The organism is Pseudomonas fluorescens (genome assembly GCF_900215245.1).
In the GTDB taxonomy this organism is placed as follows: Bacteria; Pseudomonadota; Gammaproteobacteria; order Pseudomonadales; family Pseudomonadaceae; genus Aquipseudomonas; species Aquipseudomonas fluorescens.
Genome location: NZ_LT907842.1, coordinates 3829918 through 3852966, shown reverse-complemented (window position 1 = coordinate 3852966; position 23049 = coordinate 3829918). Strand labels below are relative to the sequence as shown.

Annotated in this window: 20 protein-coding genes; 9 read left to right on the top strand and 11 right to left on the bottom strand. The window is 60.3% G+C overall.

What is annotated here, in order from left to right:
- Position 1 precedes the first annotated feature (1 nt).
- The 6 genes from pcaH to pcaR all read right to left on the bottom strand — a co-directional run bounded on the left by pcaH (position 2) and on the right by pcaR (position 6174).
- Entirely contained in the window at positions 2-706 is a 705-nt protein-coding gene (pcaH, locus tag CPH89_RS17860) for a protocatechuate 3,4-dioxygenase subunit beta (RefSeq protein WP_053254817.1), read from the bottom strand.
- 17 nt (positions 707-723) lie between these two features.
- Positions 724-1929, bottom strand: a complete 1206-nt coding sequence (pcaF, locus tag CPH89_RS17855) for a 3-oxoadipyl-CoA thiolase (RefSeq protein WP_171902627.1) — start codon at positions 1927-1929, stop codon at positions 724-726.
- Entirely contained in the window at positions 1926-2705 is a 780-nt protein-coding gene (locus tag CPH89_RS17850) for a CoA-transferase subunit beta (protein ID WP_053254815.1), read from the bottom strand. Before CPH89_RS17850 ends, pcaF begins: the two co-directional genes overlap by 4 nt.
- Positions 2705-3562, bottom strand: coding sequence for a CoA transferase subunit A (locus CPH89_RS17845; protein ID WP_053254814.1), 858 nt, complete (start codon positions 3560-3562; stop codon positions 2705-2707). The genes CPH89_RS17850 and CPH89_RS17845 overlap by 1 nt, the downstream gene beginning before the upstream one ends.
- Before the next feature lie 282 nt (positions 3563-3844).
- Positions 3845-5185 carry a 4-hydroxybenzoate transporter PcaK gene (locus CPH89_RS17840; protein ID WP_053254813.1) on the bottom strand — a complete coding sequence of 447 codons (1341 nt, stop codon included), beginning with the start codon at positions 5183-5185 and terminating at the stop codon, positions 3845-3847.
- Positions 5186-5331: 146 nt separating this feature from the next.
- Positions 5332-6174: a pca regulon transcriptional regulator PcaR gene (gene pcaR / locus CPH89_RS17835; RefSeq protein WP_034103970.1), complete on the bottom strand. Its 843-nt coding sequence runs from the start codon at positions 6172-6174 to the stop codon at positions 5332-5334.
- Between the two features lie 569 nt (positions 6175-6743).
- On the opposite strand from pcaR, the gene CPH89_RS17830 reads away from it, so the two are divergent.
- Together CPH89_RS17830 and CPH89_RS17825 are read left to right on the top strand one after the other, a co-directional pair.
- On the top strand, positions 6744-6944 hold the full coding sequence (locus CPH89_RS17830; RefSeq protein ID WP_003172389.1) for a hypothetical protein: 201 nt from the start codon (positions 6744-6746) through the stop codon (positions 6942-6944).
- A 332-nt stretch (positions 6945-7276) separates the two neighbouring features.
- Entirely contained in the window at positions 7277-8752 is a 1476-nt protein-coding gene (locus CPH89_RS17825; RefSeq protein ID WP_053254812.1) for an inorganic phosphate transporter, read from the top strand.
- A 151-nt stretch (positions 8753-8903) separates the two neighbouring features.
- Here the strand turns inward: CPH89_RS17825 and ccoM are convergent, their stop codons facing one another.
- The 3 genes from ccoM to CPH89_RS17815 all read right to left on the bottom strand — a co-directional run bounded on the left by ccoM (position 8904) and on the right by CPH89_RS17815 (position 9914).
- Entirely contained in the window at positions 8904-9020 is a 117-nt protein-coding gene (ccoM, locus tag CPH89_RS30770) for a cytochrome c oxidase subunit CcoM (protein ID WP_053254811.1), read from the bottom strand.
- Between the two features lie 145 nt (positions 9021-9165).
- Positions 9166-9327, bottom strand: coding sequence for a hypothetical protein (locus CPH89_RS30395; RefSeq protein WP_096236836.1), 162 nt, complete (start codon positions 9325-9327; stop codon positions 9166-9168).
- A gap of 101 nt (positions 9328-9428) precedes the next feature.
- Positions 9429-9914: a lipocalin-like domain-containing protein gene (locus CPH89_RS17815; RefSeq protein ID WP_053254810.1), complete on the bottom strand. Its 486-nt coding sequence runs from the start codon at positions 9912-9914 to the stop codon at positions 9429-9431.
- Between the two features lie 159 nt (positions 9915-10073).
- On the opposite strand from CPH89_RS17815, the gene CPH89_RS17810 reads away from it, so the two are divergent.
- The 3 genes from CPH89_RS17810 to CPH89_RS17800 all read left to right on the top strand — a co-directional run bounded on the left by CPH89_RS17810 (position 10074) and on the right by CPH89_RS17800 (position 12685).
- Entirely contained in the window at positions 10074-10946 is an 873-nt protein-coding gene (locus CPH89_RS17810) for a LysR substrate-binding domain-containing protein (RefSeq protein ID WP_053254809.1), read from the top strand.
- A 90-nt stretch (positions 10947-11036) separates the two neighbouring features.
- Positions 11037-11507, top strand: a complete 471-nt coding sequence (locus tag CPH89_RS17805; RefSeq protein ID WP_053254808.1) for a RidA family protein — start codon at positions 11037-11039, stop codon at positions 11505-11507.
- Positions 11504-12685: an aminotransferase class V-fold PLP-dependent enzyme gene (locus CPH89_RS17800; RefSeq protein WP_053254807.1), complete on the top strand. Its 1182-nt coding sequence runs from the start codon at positions 11504-11506 to the stop codon at positions 12683-12685. The genes CPH89_RS17805 and CPH89_RS17800 overlap by 4 nt, the downstream gene beginning before the upstream one ends.
- Here the strand turns inward: CPH89_RS17800 and CPH89_RS17795 are convergent.
- Positions 12682-13023 (bottom strand): hypothetical protein, encoded by a 342-nt coding sequence (locus CPH89_RS17795; protein ID WP_053254806.1) that lies wholly within the window; start codon positions 13021-13023, stop codon positions 12682-12684. The genes CPH89_RS17800 and CPH89_RS17795 overlap by 4 nt on opposite strands.
- A 218-nt stretch (positions 13024-13241) precedes the next feature.
- Here CPH89_RS17795 and rapA point away from each other — a divergent pair, with 218 nt between their 5' ends.
- On the top strand, positions 13242-16088 hold the full coding sequence (gene rapA / locus CPH89_RS17790; protein ID WP_053254805.1) for an RNA polymerase-associated protein RapA: 2847 nt from the start codon (positions 13242-13244) through the stop codon (positions 16086-16088).
- Between the two features lie 180 nt (positions 16089-16268).
- On the opposite strand, the gene CPH89_RS17785 is transcribed toward rapA, so the two are convergent.
- The gene (locus CPH89_RS17785) at positions 16269-17615 is read right to left on the bottom strand and encodes a spinster family MFS transporter (protein ID WP_053254804.1); all 1347 of its coding nucleotides are present in this window, start codon (positions 17613-17615) and stop codon (positions 16269-16271) included.
- A gap of 263 nt (positions 17616-17878) precedes the next feature.
- On the opposite strand from CPH89_RS17785, the gene CPH89_RS17775 reads away from it, so the two are divergent.
- The 3 genes from CPH89_RS17775 (at position 17879) to CPH89_RS17765 (ending at position 23028) form a co-directional block, all read left to right on the top strand.
- Positions 17879-18244 (top strand): YkgJ family cysteine cluster protein, encoded by a 366-nt coding sequence (locus tag CPH89_RS17775; protein WP_053255350.1) that lies wholly within the window; start codon positions 17879-17881, stop codon positions 18242-18244.
- Positions 18245-18383: 139 nt separating this feature from the next.
- Entirely contained in the window at positions 18384-20648 is a 2265-nt protein-coding gene (locus CPH89_RS17770) for a putative bifunctional diguanylate cyclase/phosphodiesterase (RefSeq protein ID WP_053254803.1), read from the top strand.
- A 202-nt stretch (positions 20649-20850) separates the two neighbouring features.
- A complete protein-coding gene (locus CPH89_RS17765; protein ID WP_053254802.1) occupies positions 20851-23028 on the top strand; it encodes a hypothetical protein in 2178 nt (725 codons plus the stop codon).
- Positions 23029-23049: the final 21 nt, after the last annotated feature.

The window sequence follows — 23049 nt, the reverse complement described above, 5'->3', positions numbered from 1 at the left end:
CTCATTTCTCCATCGGCGTGGCGTCGCGGCCGCGCAGGACGATGTCCCAGCGGTAGCCGAGGGCATAGGAAGGAATGGTTTTTTCCAGGTCGAAGCGGGCGATCAAGCGCTGCTTGGCCGAGGTGTCCGGCACACAGTTATAGATCGGGTCATATTCAAGCAATGGGTCGCCGGGGAAGTACATCTGCGTCACCAGACGCGTCAGCACACTCGGGCCGAACAGCGAAAAATGGATATGCGCCGGGCGCCACGCGTTGTGATGGTTGCCCCATGGGTAGGCGCCAGGCTTGATGGTCTGGAACTGATACCAGCCATCGGCGTCGGTGACGGTGCGGCCGGTACCGGTGAAGTTCGGGTCCAGCGGCGCGTCGTGCAGGTCACGCTTGTGGTTGTAGCGACCGGCGGCGTTGGCCTGCCAGATCTCCACCAGAATGCCCGGCACGGGCAGACCGTTTTCATCCAGCACGCGGCCATGGATGATGATGCGTTCGCCCTGGGGCTCGCCATCGTGCTGGGCGGTGAGGTCATTATCCTTCTCGTTAACCCGCTCGGCGCCGATAGTCGGGCCGGTGATTTCCGACAAGGAATGGGGCAGGAACACCAACGGCTTGGACGGCGAACGCAGGTTCGTCGACTGGTAGGCCGGGTGCAGGTAATCCGGTTGAGTGCCCGCTTGCGGGCGCCGATATCCAGGCTTGTCACTCATGGAGCAATCCTCTCTTATTAGATGCGTTCAATTGCCAGGGCCAGGCCTTGGCCCACGCCCACACACATGGTCGCCAGGCCTTTGCGGCCGCCGGTTTTTTCCAGCTGGTGCAACGCCGTCAATACCAGACGCGCGCCGCTCATACCCAGCGGATGGCCGAGGGCGATGGCGCCGCCGTTCGGGTTCACCTGAGGCGCGTCATCTGCAATACCCAGCTCACGCAGCACCGCCAGGCCCTGGCTGGCGAAGGCTTCGTTGAGTTCGATCACGTCAAAGTCGGTGACCGCCAACCCCAGGCGCTCCACCAGTTTGCGTACCGCCGGCACCGGGCCGATGCCCATCACCCGCGGCGCGACACCCGCACTGGCCATGCCCAATACCCGAGCGCGGGCGGTGAGGCCGTGTTTCTTGACCGCTTCAGCCGAGGCCAAAATCAGCGCTGCCGCGCCATCGTTCACGCCAGAAGCATTGCCGGCAGTGACGGTTTTGTCGGCGCCATTCACCGGTTTGAGTTTGGCCAGGGCCTCCAGCGTGGTGTCCGCGCGAGGGTGTTCATCCTGATCCACAACGGTTTCGCCTTTTTTATGGGCGACGCGCACCGGCACGATTTCTTCAGCGAAGAACCCGGCGGCTTGCGCGACGGCGGTACGTTGCTGGCTGCGCAGGGCAAAGGCGTCCTGGTCGGCGCGTGACACCTTATAGTCGTCAGCCACGTTATCAGCGGTCTGCGGCATGGCATCCACGCCGTATTGGGCCTTCATCAGCGGGTTGATAAAACGCCAGCCGATGGTGGTGTCTTCCAGTTTCATGGCGCGTGAAAAGGCGGCGTCAGCTTTGCCCATCACGAACGGTGCGCGTGACATCGACTCGACGCCACCGGCAATCGCCAGCTCCATTTCACCACTGGCGATGGCGCGAAACGCCGTGCCTATGGCGTCCATGCCCGAAGCGCACAGGCGGTTGAGGGTCACACCCGGAATGCTCTCCGGCAGGCCCGCCAACAACAGCGCCATGCGCGCGACGTTGCGGTTGTCTTCACCGGCCTGGTTGGCGCAGCCAAGAAACACCTCATCAACGGCAGTCCAATCCACCGAGGGGTTGCGCGCGACCAGTGCCTTGATCGGCAAGGCGGCCAGGTCATCGGCGCGTACCGTGGACAAACCACCGCCAAACCGGCCGATGGGCGTGCGGATGGCGTCACAGATAAATACGTCGCGCATCAGGCTTCTCCCGGCGCTTGGCCATGGGCGGCGGCGGTGCGTGCTTCGAGATCACGCAAGGCCGTGAGTTCTACGTCGGTCGGCGCGGCGGTGGTGCTCACCTGGTCGGCAAAGCGGATCGCCCAACCGGTGGCCGCGATCACTTGCTCACGGGTCACGCCAGGGTGCAACGCGGTCACCACAAACTCGTGGGTGCCCTCCTCCGGTTCCATGATGCACAGGTCGGTAATAATCCCTACAGGACCGGCCCCCGGCAGGCCCAGGCGTTTGCGCGAATCGCCACCTTCACCGTGGCCGACCGACGTGATGAAGTCGAGCTTGTCGACAAACGAACGGGCCGACTGCTTGAGGATGATCAGCACGCTCTTGGCCGAGCCGGCGATTTCCGGCGCGCCACCGGCACCTGGCAGGCGCACTTTGGGGTGGTGATAATCGCCGACCACGGTGGTGTTGATGTTGCCGAAGCGGTCGACCTGAGCGGCGCCGAGGAAGCCGACGTCGATACGCCCGCCTTGCAGCCAGTAGCGAAAAATCTCACCGGTCGGTACGACGGTGTCAGCGGTTTCCGCCAACTCGCCATCGCCGATAGACAGGGGCAATACAGACGGCTTGGCGCCTATCGGGCCGGATTCGTAGATCAGCACCACATCCGGCGACGAGGTCAGGCGTGCCAGGTTGGCGGCCTTGGAGGGCAAGCCGATGCCGACGAAGCACACCGAGTTGTTCTTGAGGCGGCGCGCGGCGGCGACGGTCATCATTTCATTGGTCGAGTAAGCCATTACTTGGCCTCCTGCGCGGCGGCCAGCTTGGCCTGGAATTCACGGAAGTCGGCGGTGCCATGGATGTATTCGTCGATCCAGACGGTGAAGGTCTCACGGTCGCGGGCGATCGGGTCCCACGCCTGATAGAAACGGTTGTCGCGCTCGTTGTAACCGTGGGCGTAGGACGGGTGCGCACCGCCGGGCACATGGCACACCGCAGTCAGGGCCCAGGTCGGCAGCACACAGCTGTTCATCGGCGCGTTCAAGTCATCGACGATTTCTTCCACCGTGACGATGCAACGCTTGGCCGCCAAGGCCGCTTCCTTCTGCACGCCGAGAATGCCCCAGAGCAACACGTTGCCCTTGCGGTCGGCCTTTTGGGCGTGGATCACGGTGATGTCCGGACGTACCGACGGCACCGCCGCCAGCACTTCGCCGGTGAACGGGCAGGTCACGCTTTTGATCAATGGGTTGACCTTGGGCAGATCGGAACCGGCGTAGGCGCGCAGCACCGCGAACGGTAGGCCCGAGGCACCGGCGACGTAGGCATTGGCCAGGTCGGCATGGCTGTGCTCTTCGATCTCCAACGGTTGCGGCCACTGCTTCTCGACTGCGTCACGCAGGCGATGCAGAGAACCCACACCCGGGTTGCCGCCCCACGAGAAAATCAACTTGCGGGCGCAACCGGCGCCGATCAACTGGTCGTAGATCAGGTCAGGCGTCATACGCACCAGCGTCAGGTCTTTCTTGCCCTGACGAATGATTTCATGACCCGCTGCGGTAGGGATCAGGTGAGTAAAGCCTTCGAGTGCGACGGTATCGCCGTCGTTCACGAATTGCTTCACGGCGTCACGCAGCGCAAGAATTTCAGCCATGGGGTCGGGCTCCCGGTGTTGATCGAAAAAGGCGCTGAGGTCGCGCCGAAGTGCTTGAAGGTTAAGCCGTGGCCATGGGCCGAACAATCCGATAATCGACTCACTGTTCGATTATCGAACGGATTGTTGTCTAGCTAACCGTTTCTGAAAAACCGCCATCCGCCCGTGGGCGCGGTCTGTGTGGGCACTGGCGTGCCTGCGATCGCATCGACTCGGCCCACCTGTTGGACCGCGTCGTTTGCATCGCAAGCACGCCTGCTCCCACAGGAATGGCGACCGTTTTTATGTGGCATCCGCATGGCTGACCATGCCTTTGATCACCACCGCTGCGGTGGCCAATGCGGCCGGGATCACCAGCGCCGTCAGCACTTGCTCGAAGTTCCAGCCCAGGCCCAATAAGGTGGCGCCCATCCACGCGCCGAGGATCGCGCCGAAGCGGCCGATGCCGAGCATCCACGACACGCCCGTGGCGCGACCTTGGGTCGGGTAGAAACGTGCGGCCAGGGATGGCATCGCCGATTGCGCACCGTTGACACACATCCCGGCGATCAGCACCAGGGTCGCCAGCAGCGTGATATTGCCCAGGCTCTGACCTACCGCGTAGGCAAACACCCCGGCAAGCAGGTAGAAAATGCCGATGACCTTGTGCGGGTTGAACCGGTCCATTGCCCAGCCCACACCCACCGCACTCAGTACCCCGCCGAACTGGAACAAGGCACCGATAAACGCGGCCTGTTCCATGCTGGCGCCACTGTCGCGCATCAAGGTTGGCAACCAACTGGTCAGCAGGTAAACAATCACCAGGCCCATGAAGTAGGTAAGCCACAGCAACAAGGTGCCGGCGCTGTAGGTGCCGGAGAAGATCACCGCGAAGACGTTGCGGGCCTTGACGGTTTTTTGCTCGGGCACGCTGAAACTGCTGGCCTGGGCGACAAGGTTGGGCTCGATGGGTGACAAGGTCTTGCGCACCCGGTCAGTGCCGCGATTGCGCACTACCAGGTAACGCGCCGATTCCGGCAACCACACCAACAGCACCACCGCCAGCAGCAACGGCAGGATGCCGCCGATCAGCAGCAAACTATGCCAGCCGAACGCCGGGATCAGCTTGGCCGAGATAAACCCGCCACCGGCCATGCCCAGGTTGAACCCACAGAACATGCTGGTCACCAGCAGCGATTTATGGCGCTCGGGGGTGTATTCGGAGAGCAGCGTTGTCGCGTTCGGCATCCCCGCGCCCAGGCCCAGGCCGGTCAGGAAGCGCAACACCAGCAGTTGGTCGACATTGGCGCTGTAGGCCGAAGCCAAACTGAACGCGCCAAATACCAGGACCGCACCGACCAACACCACTTTGCGGCCGAAGCGGTCAGCCAGCGGGCCGGAACCGAGTGCGCCAAACACCATGCCGATCAACGCAGCACTCATCACCGGGCCGAGGCTGGCGCGGTCGATCCCCCAATCCTGGGACAGCGCGGGCGCAATAAACCCCATGGCGGCGGTGTCGAGGCCATCAAGGAAGACGATCAGGAAACACAGGATCACCACGCGCCACTGATAGCGCGACAGCGGCTGGGCATTGATAAAGGACTGCACGTCCAGGTTAATACCGACAGAAGGTTGATTCATTATTGTTATTTCCACACCGATGGCGGGCTGGCGGCCTGGGGCCGTCATTATTATTGGGGCGACGCTGAGAGCGCTGCCGCACATTAATAAGCCTTGGGAAACACCGTCAATTGATCAAGCCTGGATCTGTGCGGTCACCGAACACCTTAGGCAAACAATTGCGCACTTAACTCACGGCTGGCACTGAGCATGCTCGGCAGGAAACGCTGCTCCAGCTCACTGCGACTGACCCGCCCGGCGTGTGTGCTGACATTCAGCGCGGCCAACACCTGGCCGGAGGCGTCATACACCGGCACGGCGATGGAGCGCAGGCCCTGCTCCAGTTCCTGGTCAACGATGCACCAGCCTTGCTGACGCACTTGTTGCAAGCACTCGAACAACGCTTCGGGGGTGGTCAGGGTACGGCTGGTCTTGGTCTGCAGCTCGGCGTGGTCGAGGTAGTCCTGCAACGAAGCGTCATCGAGCGCGGCGAGCAGGATTCGGCCCATGGAAGTGCAATAGGCCGGCAAGCGCCCGCCCACCGACAGGTCCACGGAAATCAGGCGCTGAGTGGTGGCGGAACGCGCGATATAAAGGATGTCGTCGCCTTCCAGTGTCGCCATGTTGCAGGCTTCATGCAGCTGCTCGCTCATGCGGTCCAGGTACGGCTGGGCCGACACGGCCAGTGGCGTGGACGACAAATAGGCATGGCCCAGGGTCAAGACTTTGGGCAACAGCGAGTAGGTACGCCCATCGGTAGTGGCATAACCGAGCTTGATCAAGGTGTGCAGGCAGCGACGCACGGCGGCGCGGGGGATTTCGGTACGGTGGCTGATCTGGGCGATGGTCAGGTGGCGCTTGCGCTCCTGAAACGCCTGGACCACAGCCAGGCCACGCGCCAGGGAGGTCATGAAGTCCGGATCACCGGTAAACGCCTGGATGCGCTTGGCCGGTGAAGCCACGATCGGCGGCGCCACTGACGCGAAGGAGTTGCGCAATTGATCGTTCATTTCAGGGTCCTTCTCTTATTTTCAACCGCTGGGAGGGTTGGCCGCTATTACAAGCCGCGCCAGCCGGGATGTACAAGGCAGCACCGGCAACATTGGGCGATTATCGGACGATCATGCGATTATCGCAATTTGGCGAGCGCGCGCGGGTCAGTCTCGACACCTCAAGTTTAGGGTTTGTCTGATAGCGTCATAAAGTTCGAGTATTCATGCTGACATTTAGAAACGCGCACATTGATGACGGCGCTTTTTGCAAATACCGACGTTCACATGTAACAAAACCCTCACACAGCATTGACGCTTTTTAACTTCACGATGATAGTGTTATTCAAATGCGCCGCTATAATGCAACCTGTGCAGAGGTCGGCCCGTTATCACAATCGGGATGGGAGCTCACCAGGCGATGCCGTCGCATGCATCACAGGTCACAAGTACCCGCTTAAAAGATCTGCCCTTTGGCCGCCTTTCAAACTTGAATGGTTCTACCGTTCAATTTGAAACATCCCGAGGACGCCTTTCAGGTATGACGCTGCACACTCAATAAGCTCAACTCATCTCAATTAGGTAACACTGTGACGAAAGACGAACTGCGCGCGGAACTTGAGCGCCAGGAACAACGTTACAAGGACGTTTACGGCGGGGAAGTCACCACCTACGCCGCTCAGCCTGAGCCGGAGCGCAAACCATGGCGCAAGCGCGCCAGTTTGCTGGATCAGGCATTTGCCCAGGAAATCCAAAAGATTGAACAGGAACTCAAAGCCGAAGAGCCATAAGCGCTTCGCTCAGAGTCCAGGGTCTTGCTGTCTCTGCCGGCCCACCACCGGCGGAGGGCTCCTCGCATTGACACGAAACTGGTCAGCGTCCTGCTGCTATCAGCGAAATTTCATACAAATGTTTCAGACATGACGTTTGCGTGACAAAACCGCGTGTTTTCGACCCGGCACTTTATAAATCAAAGACTTGCCAAACCCCCGAAAACCCTGGGATGCGCCGCTTTCGCCGACATTTTTTCAATGAAGATTGTTACCGATGAGCAGCTAATGCATCGATTACTGAGGTTTTCTGGCATAATCGCGCCCCCTTACGACCGGGTCAGAAAACCTTCATGATCGATTTATTCAGCGGACTGGATGCTTGGGTTCTAGTGAGCCTGTTGCTCGCCCTGGCCTTTGTCCTCGCCTTCGAGTTCATCAATGGCTTTCATGACACCGCTAACGCGGTGGCCACAGTCATCTATACCAAAGCCATGCCGCCGCACCTGGCCGTGTTCTTCTCCGGGGTGTTCAACTTCCTCGGCGTGTTGCTCGGTGGTGTCGGTGTCGCCTACGCCATCGTGCACTTGCTGCCGGTGGAGTTGCTGATCAATGTGAATACCGGCCACGGCCTGGCCATGGTCTTCTCTTTATTGGCAGCGGCGATCACCTGGAACCTGGGCACCTGGTACTTCGGTATCCCGGCCTCCAGTTCCCACACCCTGATCGGCTCGATCCTCGGTGTCGGCCTGGCCAATGCCCTGATCAACGATATCCCCCTGGCTGACGGTGTGAACTGGCAGAAAGCGATCGATATCGGCGCCTCCCTGGTGTTCTCGCCGATGGCTGGCTTCCTGGTCGCAGCCCTGGTGCTGCTGGGCCTGAAGTGGTGGCGCCCGCTGTCGAAAATGCACAAGACCCCGGACCAACGCCGCAAGCTTGACGACAAGAAGCACCCGCCGTTCTGGAACCGCCTGGTGCTGGTCATTTCCGCGATGGCCGTGAGCTTCGTGCACGGTTCCAACGATGGTCAGAAAGGCATCGGCCTGATCATGTTGGTACTGATCGGTATCGTACCGGCACAGTTCGTACTCGACCTGGGCAGCACCACCTACCAGATCGAACGGACCCGCGACGCCACCGTGCATTTGAGCCAGTTCTACCAGCGTAACAACGCCACGCTCGGCGAGTTCCTGGCACTGGGTAAAAGTGTTAAAGACGACCTGCCGGGCAAGTTCCAGTGCAACCCGCAGCAGACCGAGCCAACCATCAGCGCGCTGATGGAAACGCTCAAAGGTGTCTCCGACTACCATTCGTTGACCTCCGACCACCGAATTGAAGTGCGCCGCTACCTGCTGTGCCTGGACGATACCGCGAAGAAAGTCGGCAAGCTGCCGGGCCTGGATGCGCGTGAGAAGTCCGACCTCGACAAGCTGCGCAAAGACCTGACCGCCACCACCGAGTACGCACCGTTCTGGGTGATCCTCGCGGTCGCACTGGCCTTGGGCCTGGGCACCATGGTCGGCTGGAAGCGTGTGGTCCTGACCATCGGTGAGAAGATCGGCAAGCAGGGCATGACCTACGCCCAGGGCATGTCGGCGCAGATCACCACGGCGAGCATGATTGGCCTGGCCAACATCTTCAGCCTGCCGGTTTCCACCACTCACGTACTGTCTTCAGGCGTGGCCGGCACCATGGTTGCCAATAAGAGCGGCCTGCAAGGCGGCACGGTGAAGACCATTCTGATGGCTTGGGTGTTGACCTTGCCGGCAACCGTAGGCCTGTCAGCCGGGTTGTTCTGGTTGGCCTCCAAGGCGCTGGGTAATTGATAGCCCACCGCTGAAAAAGAAGGTGCGACCTCGATGAGGATCGCACCTTTTTTTATGCCGCCTATTCATGAGTGCAACTAAATCCGAGGCAAAAAAAAGGGCGACCGAAGTCGCCCAAAATGCCTTGCGTGCTCATGTAATCCGGAAAGACTTAGGGTTCTTTACGCTTTTTCGCGTCTTTCCAGATAAAAATTCCAAACCCTACAAAAAACAGCACCATGAGGCTGACGGTCAGCACCCCGGCAAACACCACATTATCGAAAAACATGACCGGCCTCCTGTGCTCATGCCCTGTTGCGATAGGGCTAAGTTAATGGAGAAGGCGGATTGGAAAATTGACCGGGATCAATGTCGCCCGGAACGGGGCTTAAAGAAGGGTAATAACTGACCTGCATCAACAGATGCAGGCTGTTTCAACGCTTTTTCGGCTTGTTCTTGGGTTTTTTCTTAACGTTACCAAGCGGCATCGCCTGCTCAAATGCCTGGCGAACTTCATTCAGGCGCTTGTCATTCAAGTCATGCACACGTTTGGCGCGTTCGGCATTCAAGTCGATCAGTTTGTCATCTTCACTCATGGCTGGGCTTACGTCGTGGCGGGAATGGCTCAATAATGCGGCCTCTCCCGCTCGACAGCAAATGCCAGGGTGAAAATCCTCGTACTTGCCTCTCCTGGCGCTTATTTATCGCGCTCAAACGTGATGATGGAACGTGTAGTCCCCGGCCAATTAGGCATTTGGCGCCAAGGCGTCAGCACTTCCAGCGTGTCGCCCCTGACCTGAAAATCGCGGCATTGCACCGTTCCCACCCACTGCGGATTCCAGGCAGAATCAACCGCTGTGCACCATTGATTGCCGTCGACCCGCTCAATTCCGGTATAAGCCACCAGCGTATTCAACAGCACTGATTTTTCTGCGTCGGACGCGCCGGCTTTTCTCCCCTCACCGGTCAACACGAAAGCCACGCGATGATCCGCGGTAAAAATAACCCGCCCGGACGGACGGCTGCCCATCGCCGGGATTTTCTCACGGGTGTCCTGGGACTCGACCTCATAACCGACCAGCTTCCAGGCCCCGACCAGCGGAGACTCATTGGCGGCGGCCGCCGCGCAAAGGCCGATTGAAATAGCCAAGCCGATCACCGTTGCCTTTATAGGATTTTTCATCGCTCTACCGTCTCAAAAAAGACACAGAGCTTTGCGCACAGCTGCCCGGGGAGATGTAAGACACATCCCCAAACTACGACGGAAGAATCTGCGGGCGACAAAAGGAAGCACATCGCCCAAAATCGACACTTTCCCCCCTTAACCGGTAGGCGCACTCAGTTGGCACTGCACAATGACCTTCCGCCGCTGCTGGCCCTGCGCGCTTTTGAGGCGGTGGCGCGGCACTTGAGTTTTATCAAGGCCGCCAATGAGCTGTCGGTTACCCAGAGCGCACTCAGCCACCAAGTGCAAAAGCTCGAACAACATCTGGGCAAACCACTGTTTATCCGACGCACCCGTGCGATCGATCTGACTGCCGACGGCCAACGTTACTACGACGAAATCCGCCCCGCCCTCGACGCCATTGCCGCCGCCACCCGCACCCAACGGGTGGCGACCCGTGTCACGGTATTACGTGTCGGCCTGCTGGCATCCTTCGCCACGCTGTGGCTGGCCCCGCGTCTGGCCGGGTTTCTCAACCGCTACCCGCATATCCAGGTGGAGTTGCTGCCGGCGATTCAATTGGCCAACGTCGCCGCCGCCGAGGTCGACCTGGCCATCCGTTACGGCAAGGGCGATTGGCCCGATGTGCAAACCACCCGGCTGATGCCTGAAGTAATCTCACCCGTGTGCAGCCCGGCCTTCAAGGCCAACCAGCGAGACAACGGCGCGCTGTTGATGGCCACCTCGCACCGCCCCTTCGAGTGGACGGATTGGTCTGCGCACTTCCAAGTCGACCTCAAGCAGCATCCGCACGTGCTGCTGCACGACTACAACATCGTGGTCGAAGCCGCCGTGGCCGGCCAGGGCATCGCCATGGGCCGTCACCGCTTGATCGAGCGCAAGCTGGCGGACGGCAGCCTGGTGGAAGCCTTTGAATGGCCGCCCTATCACAGCGAAATCGGCTACTGGCTGATCACCCCCCAAGGCCCCACCAGCGAAGCGGCGGAGTGCTTCAGCCAATGGCTGAAGGACGCCTGCGCCGACGCGTGAGTTATTTCGATACGTCGAGTGAGATCTATCCGTTTGTCGCCCATCGCCGCAGCCAACATGCTGAAACCTCCCACCCGAAGAGGATTCAACATGAGCGATTCCATCCGCCAACGCGTGCAAGCCCTTGGCCTGACGCTGCCCACGCCCAGCCAGCCGGCGGCCAATTACATCAATCATGTGGTCAGCCAGAACCAGCTGTTCATTTCCGGGCAGATCCCCATGATCGACGGCAAACCCGCCTACGTCGGTCGGCTGGGCGAATCCCTCAGCGATGAAGAAGGCGCCCAGGCGGCGGAACTGGCGGCGCTGGGCCTGTTGGGCCAATTGAGCGATGCGCTGGGTGATGACCTTTCGCGCGCGGTGCGGATTTTGCGCCTGGGGGTGTTCATTGCCAGCAGCGCCGACTTCCAGCGCCAAAGTGTGGTGGCCAACGGTGCCTCGAACCTGCTGGTCAACGCCCTCGGCGACAAGGGCCGGCACGTGCGCACTGCCGTAGGGGTTTCCAGCCTGCCGGCTGGGGTGGCGGTGGAGGTTGATGCGATTTTCGAGCTGCAGCCGTGAGCCCGCTCGAAGTCCAGCAACTGCGCGACGACACGCCCGGCTGCCAGTCGGGCCTGGTGCATTTCAACCACGCCGGTGCCTCACTGCCGAGCCAGGCCAGCCTCGACGCGATCATCGACCAATTACAGCGTGAAGCCCGCGACGGCCCGATGGAGGCCGGCGAGCATGGCGCTGTGCTGGTCGAAAAAGCCCGGCGTGCGGCCGGGCAATTGCTCAATGCGCCGACTTCGTCGATTGCCTTTGCCAGCAGCGGCTCGACCGCCTGGAGCATGGCATTCGAGGCCTTGGGCGCCTGGAAGCCAGGCGAGCGGATTCTGGTCGGCCGCCATGAATGGGGCGGCAACCTGGCGAGTATGCAACGGGCCGTGCAGTCCGGCGCCCAGGTGGACGTCATTCCTTGCGATGAAACCGGCGCGGTCTGCCCGGTGGCACTGGAGTCGATGATCGATGCCAACGTCAAGTTGATCGATTTGACCTGGCTGCCGGCCAACGGTGGCCTGATCAACCCCGCCCAGGCGATCGGCGAAGTGGCCAAGCGTCACGGTATCGCCTATTTCATCGACGCCGGCCAAGCCGTGGGGCAACTGCCGGTCGACGTGCAGGCACTGCACTGCGATGTGCTCAAGTCAGCCGGGCGCAAACACCTGCGCGGGCCACGCGGTACGGCGCTGATGTATGTAAGGCCGGGCTTCCTCCAGCGCCTGAACCCCGCCCAGCGCGATGTGTTTTCAGCCCCTTGGGCCGCCGACGGTTTCCACCTGCGCGACGACGCCCGGCGCTTTGAAACCAGCGAAGTGTCCTACGCCTTATTGGCGGGGTTAGGCACGGCGTTACAGGAGGTCAATCGACTGGGCGTAGAGAGGACGTGGGAAAGGGTCTTGCAGATCAGCGGGCAAATCCGCGAAGGCTTGCGGCAGATTCCGGGAGTTTCCCTGCATGACTTGGGCGCCAATCACTCAGGACTGATCGCCTTCAACCTCGCTGGCTGGGATGCCTTCGAACTCAAACGACGCTTGGGCCTCAAGCGCATCACTGTCGGCGCCAATGGCGTGGCCTACACTCCATTGGACATGCAGGCGCGTGGCCTGAGCAGTATCGCAAGGGTGTCCGTCAGCCCGCTCAACACCGAGGATGACATCGCACGACTGCTCGCGGCGCTGCGTGAGTTGCGCGATTAAACCTCAACGTCCACCCACAGCCCCTGGCGCGGCGCATCTTCGATAAGCGGCACCACCGGCACAGTATTATCGGCATTCAATGTATCGCCGGGAATCGCCAGGTGCTCCTCAGGGTCTTCGTCGGCTTCGCGCCGGCGCTTCTGCTGCTCTTGCTGGCGGCGTTGCTCTTCGCGCAACAGCAAGGTCGCCTGTTCGGAATCGCCCTTTTTCAAGTCGATCGTGCTTTCGTTGGAGCCCGCTTGTACTGGCACCACGGGCGGGATATCCGGCTTCTGGCGCACCGGGTCAAGTTGTGACGTGACCGGCACGACGCTGACGGGCAGCATGGGTGGCAGCATAATAATATTCTCCTGATCAACAGGCTGTCGGCGGGTTGCAGGGCGACTTGAGCGCCAGCTCGCCAAGCTGTGACCGAATCGACACTCGCAAGTGCCCGCCACCCGTCGATCGAGCTTTCGAACCCATGCGTTAACGGAGTAGTTTTTGTCAGAGTCCTTTGGCTGAGGGCCTTGTTCCGTTAAGATAGTCGGCTTTTTCACGGCGGGAGTCAGGCAGCATGGCGCAGCAGTATCAACCGGGGCAACGCTGGATTAGTGACAGCGAAGCAGAGCTGGGGTTAGGCACCGTTCTGGCACAGGACGGCCGCTTGTTGACCGTGCTCTATCCGGCCACTGGCGACACTCGTCAGTATGCGCTACGGAATGCGCCCCTCACTCGTGTGAGGTTTTCGCCGGGTGACTCCATCACCCATTTCGAAGGCTGGAAAATGACCGTACAGGAAGTCGACGACGTCGATGGCCTGCTGGTTTACCACGGCCTCAATGGGCAGAACGAGCAGGTCACCCTGCCGGAAACCCAACTGTCCAACTTCATCCAGTTCCGTCTGGCCAGCGACCGTCTGTTCGCCGGGCAGATCGACCCGCTGGCCTGGTTCTCGCTGCGTTACCACACGCTGGAACACACCAGCCGCCAGTTGCAATCCTCGTTGTGGGGCCTGGGCGGCGTGCGTGCACAACCTATTGCTCACCAATTGCACATCGCCCGCGAAGTCGCTGACCGTATCGCGCCACGGGTATTGCTGGCGGACGAAGTGGGCCTGGGCAAGACCATCGAAGCCGGCCTGGTGATTCATCGCCAGTTGCTGTCGGGCCGCGCCAACCGCGTGCTGATCCTGGTCCCGGAAAACCTGCAGCACCAGTGGCTGGTGGAAATGCGCCGCCGCTTCAACCTGCAGGTTGCGCTGTTCGACGAAGAACGCTTTATCGAAAGCGATGCCACCAACCCGTTCGAAGACACCCAGCTCGCCCTCGTCGCGCTGGAGTGGCTGGTTGACGACGAGAAGGCCCAGGACGCGCTGTTCGCGGCCGGCTGGGACTTGCTGGTGGTCGACGAAGCCCACCACCTGGTGTGGCATGAAGAGAAAGCCAGCCCTGAGTACTCGTTGGTCGAGCAACTGGCCGAGGTGATTCCCGGCGTACTGCTGCTCACCGCCACCCCGGAGCAACTGGGCCAGGACAGCCACTTCGCGCGCCTGCGCCTGCTGGACCCGAACCGCTTCCACGACCTGCACGCCTTCCGCGCCGAAAGCGAGAACTATCGCCCGGTGGCCGAAGCCGTGCAGGAGCTGCTGGACAAAGGCCGCCTGTCGCCAGCGGCACATAAAACCATTCAGGGTTTCCTCGGCGACGAAGGTGAAGCACTGCTCACCGCCGTCAACGATGGCGACACCGAAGCCAGCGCACGCCTGGTGCGTGAGTTGCTCGACCGCCACGGCACCGGCCGCGTGCTGTTCCGTAATACCCGTGCCGCCGTGCAAGGGTTCCCGGAGCGCAAGCTGCACGCCTACCCGCTGCCGAACCCGGATGAATACCTCGAGTTGCCACTGGGCGAACACGCCGAGCTGTACCCGGAAGTCAGCTTCCAGTCGCAACCGGATGTTGAAGAGGAAAACCGCTGGTGGCGCTTTGACCCGCGCGTCGAGTGGCTGATCGACCAGCTGAAAATGCTCAAGCGCACTAAAGTGCTGGTGATCTGCGCCCACGCCGAAACCGCCATGGACCTGGAAGACGCCCTGCGCGTACGCTCCGGCATCCCGGCCACGGTGTTCCACGAGGGCATGAACATCCTCGAACGTGACCGCGCTGCTGCCTACTTCGCTGATGAAGAGTTCGGCGCCCAGGTGCTGATCTGCTCGGAAATCGGCAGTGAAGGCCGCAACTTCCAGTTCTCCCACCACTTGGTGCTGTTCGACCTGCCGTCCCACCCCGACCTGCTGGAACAGCGGATCGGCCGTCTGGACCGGATCGGCCAGAAGCATGTGATCGAACTGCACGTGCCGTACCTGGAAACCAGCCCGCAAGAGCGCCTGTTCCAGTGGTACCACGAAGCGCTGAACGCGTTCCTCAACACCTGCCCGACCGGTAACGCCTTGCAGCATCAGTTCGGCCCGCGCCTGCTGCCGCTGCTGGAAAACGCCGACGACGGCGAGTGGCAAGCCCTGATCGACGAAGCCCGTGCCGAGCGCGAGCGCCTGGAGCAAGAGCTGCACACCGGTCGCGACCGCTTGCTGGAGCTCAACTCCGGCGGTGCGGGTGAAGGCGATGCGCTGGTGGAAGACATCCTTGAGCAAGACGACCAGTTCGCCCTGCCGATCTACATGGAAACCCTGTTCGACGCGTTCGGCATCGACAGCGAAGACCATTCGGAAAACGCGCTGATCCTCAAGCCCAGCGAAAAAATGCTCGACGCCAGCTTCCCGCTGGGTGACGACGAAGGGGTGACTATCACCTACGACCGCAACCAGGCGCTGTCGCGCGAAGACATGCAATTCATCACCTGGGAACACCCGATGGTGCAGGGCGGCATGGACCTGGTGCTGTCCGGCTCGATGGGCAACACCGCCGTGGCGCTGATCAAGAACAAGGCGCTCAAGCCGGGCACCGTGTTGCTGGAACTGCTCTACGTCAGTGAAGTGGTTGCGCCGCGCTCGCTGCAACTGGGCCGCTACCTGCCACCGGCCGCCTTGCGCTGCCTGCTGGATGCCAACGGCAATGACTTGTCCGGCCGCGTGTCGTTTGAAACCCTGAACGACCAACTGGAAAGCGTGCCACGCGCCAGTGCCAACAAGTTCGTGCAGGCCCAGCGCGATCAGCTGACGCCGCGCATCAACGCCGGCGAAGAGAAGATCACCCCGCGCCACGCCGAACGTGTGGCCGAGGCAAAACGCCGCCTGGCAGCGGATACCGACGAAGAGCTGGCGCGCTTGACCGCGTTGCAAGCGGTCAACCCGACCGTGCGCGACAGCGAGCTGGTGGCCTTGCGCAACCAACGCGAGCAGGGCCTGGCCATGCTCGACAAGGCGGCGCTGCGACTGGAAGCGATTCGGGTGTTGGTGGCGGGTTGATAACCGCCCTGCCCGGCTAAAAAAGGCCCGCGCAATGCGGGCCTTTTGCATGCTTTTGAGAATATCGTTGCCTTTAAGGGCCTCTTCGCGAGCAAGCCCGCTCCCACATGATTCGGTGATCGAGCTGGCAACTCGGTCAAAGGTGGGAGCGGGCCTGCTCGCGAAAGGGTCACCTTGGCATCAGGCCGTAGCCGCAGCAGCCGGCACCTCCACCGCCCCCAGCCCCGCCTTCATCCGCTTGGCATCACGCACAAAACTGCGCGACGCCTGGAACAGAAACAGCATGGTCAGAAACAGCGCCACCGGAATCAGGTACATGGCGTCGTGCAAGCCAACGGCCTTATAAGCCTCAGTCATCTGTGCCGCTCCGTCGGCATACATCGCCGAATGGGCAAAGTGATCCGACAGCCCGCCCACCACAACCGGCCCCATGCCTCCGCCGAGCAGATACAACCCGGCAAAAAACAGCGCCATCGCCGTGGCCCGCAGGCGGGGTTCGACCACATCCTGAATCGCCGTGTACACACAGGTGTAGAAGTTATAAGCGAACAACCAGCCCACACTGAACAGCGCCACAAACACACCAATCTCGATGCGCCCCGCATGCAAGGCCCAGGCGGTGGTAACCGTGGAGATGATCAGGCTGCACGCCGCGAACAGCAGTCGGCCATTGGCCACGCGCTGATGGATCTTGTCGGCAATCCAGCCGCCCAGCGTCAGGCCCACCAAGCCGGTCAAGCCGACGATTACCCCGGTGGCAACCGCAGCGTCCTGCAACGGCATCAGGAAGTAGCGTTGCAACATCGGCACCAGGAACGAGTTGCACGCATAGGTGGCGAAGTTGAAACACAGCCCGGCCAACACCAGCCAGAGGAACGTCGGCACCGCCAGCACGCGGCGGATTGGACGGTCGACGCGTTCCTGGGAAACCTGCACGGTTTCTGCGGCGCCGCGCTTGGGCTCTTTGATATAGAACATGAACACCGCGAGGATCATTCCCGGCACGGCGGCGATAAAGAACGGCGCGCGCCAGCTGTCGAACGCCTTGACCATCGCGCCGATGGTGAAGAATGCCAGCAGCAGCCCCAACGGCAGGCCCAGCATGAAAATGCCCATGGCCCGCGCGCGCCGGTGAGCGGGAAACAGGTCGCCAATCAGCGAGTTGGCCGCCGGCGCATAGCTGGCTTCGCCAATGCCGATGCCCATGCGCACCAGCAGGAAGGTCCAGAAACTGCCGACCATGCCGTTGATCGCCGTCAGCCCGCTCCAGGCGAAGAGGCCCCAGCCCATCAGTTTGCTGCGTGAGCCCGTATCGGCCATGCGCCCCAGCGGCAGGCCGGCGATGGCATAGACAATGGTGAAAGCGGTGCCGATGATCCCGAGCTGAAAGTCGCTCAGGTGCCACTCCATGCGGATGGGCTCGATGATGATCGCGGGAATGGTGCGGTCGAAGAAATTGAACAGGTTGGCGAGGAACAGCAGGAACAGAATGCGCCAGGCATTCGCCGCTTGGGTCGAGTTCTGCATGGGTCCGTCTCTTTTATTGTTATGAGCGCAGCGATGCCCGATGCATCCTGCTCAGGTATCTGCAACATAGTCAGGCAGACGGCCGTTGTCTGTAATGATTCGTAAAGCTGATAGGGCGTAATTTCACCCGGACCTTGACCCGCAATTGCGAGGGTTTTCCTACGAAAATATAAGTGCTCGCCCCCCTTCCCAACGGCCATGGCAGGATTAGAATGGCGAGCCTTCCGAAACACCCCATCCTACTTTTCTTATCGATGACGCCCATGTCCGAAGCCAGTCCGTGTCTGAGTTGCGGTGCCTGCTGTTCACACTTTCGCGTGTCTTTCTTCTGGGGTGAGTGCGCCTCCTCCGGGGGGACGGTGCCCGATGACCTTGTGGTGCAGATCAACCCCACACGCGTAGCGATGATCGGAACCGACCAGAAACCCGCGCGTTGCTGCAGCCTTGAAGGGGAAGTCGGCAAGGGCACACGCTGCACGATCTATGAGCAACGGTCGAGCCCCTGCCGTGAGTTCGACGCGTCGTGGAGCCAGGGTGTACCGAACGTCGATTGCGATACCGCACGCGCGGCATTCGGCCTGCCGCCATTGGAAGCCCCTTTTGAGCTGGAACTGCCCATCAGCGCTTAGCATCAATCGCTATGAGCGGCATGCCAAAATCATTGAAATCAAAGTGCCATTATTCCTGGCAAATCCCGCGAGGCTTCTATACTGGAGTCCATAGGCCATTGCTCAAGGCAATGACGTACGGACTTTGACGGGACATGCTATGGAATGGCTAGGTATGTATTTTTTTACCGACCTTCCAGAGAATGGGCACTTATTACTCAATTGCAGTCATAACCCCTTTCTGGTGTTGCTGGCCTACCTGGTCGCTTGCGCGGCCGGGTTTGGTACGTTGGACATGGCCGAACGTGTCGGCCATGTAGAAGACCCTACCGCCCGCCGCCATTGGCGCTGGCTGGGTGCTGGGTGCCTCGCCGGCGGTATCTGGTCGACTCACTTCATCAGCATGCTGGCTTTCCAGGCGCCTATTGCCATTCATTACGAATTGCTCATGACGTTCGCCTCGCTGGTGATCGCCCTGATTGCCTCGTTGTTTGCCATGCAAACCCTCAGTCATGCCCACCTGCGGTTCCATCAGTATTTACTGGCGTCGGTGTGGATGGGCCTCGGTATCGCCTTGATGCACTATGTGGGCATGTCGGCCATGCGCTCCCAGGCCCAGGTGTACTTCGAGTCGTGGCTGTTCATCGCGTCGGTGGTTATCGCGATTGGCGCCAGCCTGGCGGCATTGCTGCTGTCGAGCCACCTGCGCAACGGCGCCGGGGTTTTCCATCAATTGCTCAAATACGCCGCGAGCCTGGTGCTGGGCGCCGGCATCCTGAGCATGCACTTCACCGGCATGGCCGCTATGCAAATGCTGGTGCCCAGCGGCGCCGACCTCGCGCTGCCGCTGGACAACAACCCTATTCAACTGGGCCTGTCTGTGGCGGTTATCACCCTGTTGGTGATCGGCAGCGGCGTCAGCGCGGCCCTGGCGGACAAAAAGCTGCAGCACAAGGAACGCGACCTGCGCCGGGTCAACGCCCTGCTCAGCGAACTCGACCAGGCCCGCGCATCACTGCAACAGGTTGCCCATTATGACGCGTTGACCAGCCTGCTGAACCGCCGAGGGTTCAATCAGATCTTCGCTGAGAAAGTCGCTGAAAAAACGGCCAATAACGGCATGATGGCGGTGATATTCCTCGATATCGACCACTTCAAGCGGATCAATGACAGCCTGGGGCATGACGCCGGCGACCAGTTGCTGACGGTATTGGCCGGGCATATCAAAGGTTCGATACGCAGCCACGACGACGTGGTCGCGCGGTTTGGTGGGGACGAATTCTGCATTTTGATCAATATTCACCATCGCGATGAAGCGCGGCACATGGCGCAGCGGATCATGCAGAAGATGAAAGAGCCGGTCGAACTGGCTGGTCGGCGCATGGTGATGACCACCAGCATCGGCATCAGCCTGTTTCCCGAAGACGGCCTGACCTGCGAAGAGCTGCTGAAAACCGCCGACCTGGCGCTGTACCAGTCCAAAGACGCCGGGCGCAACAACCTCAACTTCTTCAGTTCCAACCTTAAAACCCGTGCCTTCCTTGAGCTGCAACTGGAAGAGGAATTGCGCGCAGCCCTGCGTGGCCGCAACGAGTTGGTGCTGTTTTATCAACCGATCTTCGACATGAAACTCGGCAAGGTCACCCGCCTGGAAGCCCTGGTGCGCTGGCAACATCCGCAACACGGGCTGCTGGCCCCGGACCGGTTTATCGACATCGCCGAAAGCAACGGGTTGATCGCCGAGCTGGACCACTGGGTGTTGCGGCAGGCCTGCCATGATTTAAGCCTGCTGACCGACCGGGGCTACAGCGAACTGACCATGGCCGTGAACTGCTCGGCCCTCAACCTGACCCGTGACGAGTTGGCCGATGAAATAGAAGCCGCACTGCGCTTCGCCGGGATTGCCGCCAACCGCCTGGAACTGGAAGTTACCGAAAACGCGCTGATGGGCAATATCAGCAGCACCCTGGCGCTGTTGCGGCAAATTCGGGCCTTGGGGGTTTCGCTCGCCATCGATGATTTTGGCACCGGCTACTCGTCGCTGGCGTACCTCAAGCGCCTACCGATCAACACGTTGAAGATTGACCGTTCATTTATCCAGGACATCCCCAAATCCACCGCCGATATCGAGATCGTCCAGGCGATTATCGGCATGGCCCACACCCTGCACTTACAGGTGGTCACCGAAGGCGTGGAAACCCAGGCACAGTTCGAGCTGCTGCTCAAACATGGCGGTGACTTCATTCAGGGCTACCTGCTGAGCCCGGCGGTGCCGTTCTGCGACATCGTTGGCGTGATCCAGGGCATCCAGATGCGCAACCCGCTCTACCCTTTCAGCGTGGAAGGCAGCAAAGAGGCACCTGCGCCGAAAGCCCCCACCCCGGCCCGTATCAGCCCACCCGCGACCGTCAGGCCAATTCGCTGACGCCGGTTCTTTGGCATTTCGCCATCATTTGCCTAAAGAACCCCGACGAACGGCCGATTCATCAGAGTCCGGCCACGATTCCCCTTGAAAAATCAGGGTTAAACCCGACCGTCCCGGACTCAGACGCACTGTAAAGTCGCGAACTCTCATTCAATGATGGCTCCTTGATTTTTAAGCCATCTGTCCAGGTACATGGCGCCCAATGACCTCTAAAAATAACTCTGCCACCGAGATCCTCGACCTGTTGCCGACAGCTCCTGCGGAAAAATCCTCAGGTTCAAAGTCATTGAGCAGCGCCCGTCCGCTGGCCACCCAGCAGTACTTGTACTTCACCGAAACCAATACCGACCGCATCCTCGATAACCTCGACGGCCTGCGCGACATGGTGTTCCCGCGCCCACCCCAGCAAGACGGTGACGGCGACCCGCGCGACGAGCAGGAATTTCCCTCGGTGTGCCTGATCGGCCTGGGCCGCTGCGGTTCGAATATCGCGCTGGACGTGGCAGAGTTGGTCTACAACGCGCGCAAGTTCTACTTGAACGAATTCAGCACGCAAGACACGTCGCAGGACAAGGGCTACAGCCCGGCCCAGTGGATCCGAAACAACCTGCGCCTGGGCGGCGGCAAGGCCACCAAACCGGTGTTCCTGGTGGAGCCGCTGGTGATGCTGGGTGACCTGGACAAGGACATCGCCGGGCGCATCCGGTTTTCGCGCAAGGGCGAAAAAAGCGGCTTCCTGCGCGACTACAGCAAGATGAAAATAATGGACCTCTCGGAAGTCCATGCCGGCGGCGCCGGTAACGCGCCGATCCTGGGCCAGTACCTGGCCAAGATCATCCTCAATAAAGACACCCAGCGTTTTTCCAGCCCCGACTGGAAGATGATTCACTCCTACCTGATCGACTCCTGCGGCATCAAGGCCAACCAGTCGCGTCTGTACTTCTCGATCTTCAGCGCCGGCGGCGGTACGGGGTCGGGCATGGCCTCGGAGTTTGGCCTGGCCCAGCAACACTCGTACATGAACAAGACGTTCGACACCAAACCCGCCGACGAGCACGACAGCAAGAGTGGCCACGCGTTTGTCTTCGAGCCGATCTTCACCAGTGGCATCTGTGTGCTGCCGAACATCTCCGACCACCGCAGCGAAATGTCCGAGGCCCTGCACATCAACGCTGGGCGGCTGTTATGCAAATACCTGTCGGAAGAATGGGACTTCTCTTACAACTTCGACAATGAAGACAGCAGCGAAGCCAGTGTGAAGGGACGTATCCGGCCATGGAACGCAATGATGCTGATCTCCAACGACATCATGCGTTACGCCGAAGAGAGCGATGACGGCAATATCCAGAACATTGACGTCAATGCCATGGAAAAACACGCCAACCAGTACATCTCCCAGCAGATCTTCAACATCCTCACCGCCCAGGCGGTGACGACCGATTACGACCAGAACTATTTCCGGCGTGCCGGTATCGACATTGGCGAAACCATCCGCCTGGATGCCAACGACCTGTTTATGAGCCTGGCGGGACCGGTAGCGATTGCCTATGCCGAGTCCGTGGTACCGGAAACGCCGGCGCCGTCGAATGACAAGTTCAAAGTGTTCGATAAAGAGCCACAGCGGCTGAATATCGATGACTTGTTTTTCCGCTCCATCGACCTGCCGCACTTCAATAAAGTGACCCAGGCCATCGAAGGCATCAGCCTGTTGCCGATCGAATCCAAACGCTACAAGGCGTCACTGGAGCAATACAAGAATTCCGGCTACGACGCAGCCGCCCTGCATGACCTGCACTTCTTCAAGAACTGCTCGTCGGTGGTGTCGATTGTGTCCTTGCCCAAGGACTACAAGCTGTCCTACATGGACCTGAACCGGCTGAAGACGCACCTCAATAGCCTGTTTCCCAACACCACGCTCAAGCGGTATGCGCTGGTGATCGGGGCGTCGGCCAACTTGTCGCTGACCACGCTGATCGCCAAGAGCCCGTGCCTGTCAGATGATTTCCTGACGTTGATCGTGGCCTTTATCAAGCGTTGCTTTGCGCGTAACCCGTACCGGTTTGATGACACGTTGGATAATTCGATCCTGGACTTCATCATCCATGAGGATTTCGATGAAGACCGGATTGATGAGCTGCTCAACGAGTTCGAAAACCCGGCGAAAATTCTCGATACCAACTGGTACGCGATCAAACCGATGTATGAGAAGAAGTACCGGGAGTTGATCAACGACAAGGAGAAGTTTGTGTCGATCAACGATATTCGCTTGTCACGGGATTGTGTGAAGAAGGCGATCAAGTACCTGCGCGAGATTTATCGCCATCGGATTGGCAAGACCAAAGTTATTTCGTTGAATAACCATACTGGCAAGACTGCCTAGACCGAGTCGCGCCCTTCGTGA

Bases quoted from the DNA above. Each gene is read 5' to 3' on its own strand.
- CPH89_RS17785 (WP_053254804.1), bottom strand. From the start codon at position 17,615: ATGCAGAACTCGACCCAAGCGGCGAATGCCTGGCGCATTCTGTTCCTG.
- CPH89_RS17765 (WP_053254802.1), top strand. From the start codon at position 20,851: ATGACCTCTAAAAATAACTCTGCCACCGAGATCCTCGACCTGTTGCCG.
- rapA (WP_053254805.1), top strand. From the start codon at position 13,242: ATGGCGCAGCAGTATCAACCGGGGCAACGCTGGATTAGTGACAGCGAA.
- CPH89_RS17805 (WP_053254808.1), top strand. From the start codon at position 11,037: ATGAGCGATTCCATCCGCCAACGCGTGCAAGCCCTTGGCCTGACGCTG.
- CPH89_RS17775 (WP_053255350.1), top strand. From the start codon at position 17,879: ATGTCCGAAGCCAGTCCGTGTCTGAGTTGCGGTGCCTGCTGTTCACAC.
- CPH89_RS17845 (WP_053254814.1), bottom strand. From the start codon at position 3,562: ATGGCTGAAATTCTTGCGCTGCGTGACGCCGTGAAGCAATTCGTGAAC.
- CPH89_RS17840 (WP_053254813.1), bottom strand. From the start codon at position 5,185: ATGAATCAACCTTCTGTCGGTATTAACCTGGACGTGCAGTCCTTTATC.
- CPH89_RS17825 (WP_053254812.1), top strand. From the start codon at position 7,277: ATGATCGATTTATTCAGCGGACTGGATGCTTGGGTTCTAGTGAGCCTG.
- CPH89_RS17850 (WP_053254815.1), bottom strand. From the start codon at position 2,705: ATGGCTTACTCGACCAATGAAATGATGACCGTCGCCGCCGCGCGCCGC.
- pcaR (WP_034103970.1), bottom strand. From the start codon at position 6,174: ATGAACGATCAATTGCGCAACTCCTTCGCGTCAGTGGCGCCGCCGATC.
- ccoM (WP_053254811.1), bottom strand. From the start codon at position 9,020: ATGTTTTTCGATAATGTGGTGTTTGCCGGGGTGCTGACCGTCAGCCTC.
- CPH89_RS17770 (WP_053254803.1), top strand. From the start codon at position 18,384: ATGGAATGGCTAGGTATGTATTTTTTTACCGACCTTCCAGAGAATGGG.
- CPH89_RS30395 (WP_096236836.1), bottom strand. From the start codon at position 9,327: ATGAGTGAAGATGACAAACTGATCGACTTGAATGCCGAACGCGCCAAA.
- pcaH (WP_053254817.1), bottom strand. From the start codon at position 706: ATGAGTGACAAGCCTGGATATCGGCGCCCGCAAGCGGGCACTCAACCG.
- CPH89_RS17815 (WP_053254810.1), bottom strand. From the start codon at position 9,914: ATGAAAAATCCTATAAAGGCAACGGTGATCGGCTTGGCTATTTCAATC.
- CPH89_RS17795 (WP_053254806.1), bottom strand. From the start codon at position 13,023: ATGCTGCCACCCATGCTGCCCGTCAGCGTCGTGCCGGTCACGTCACAA.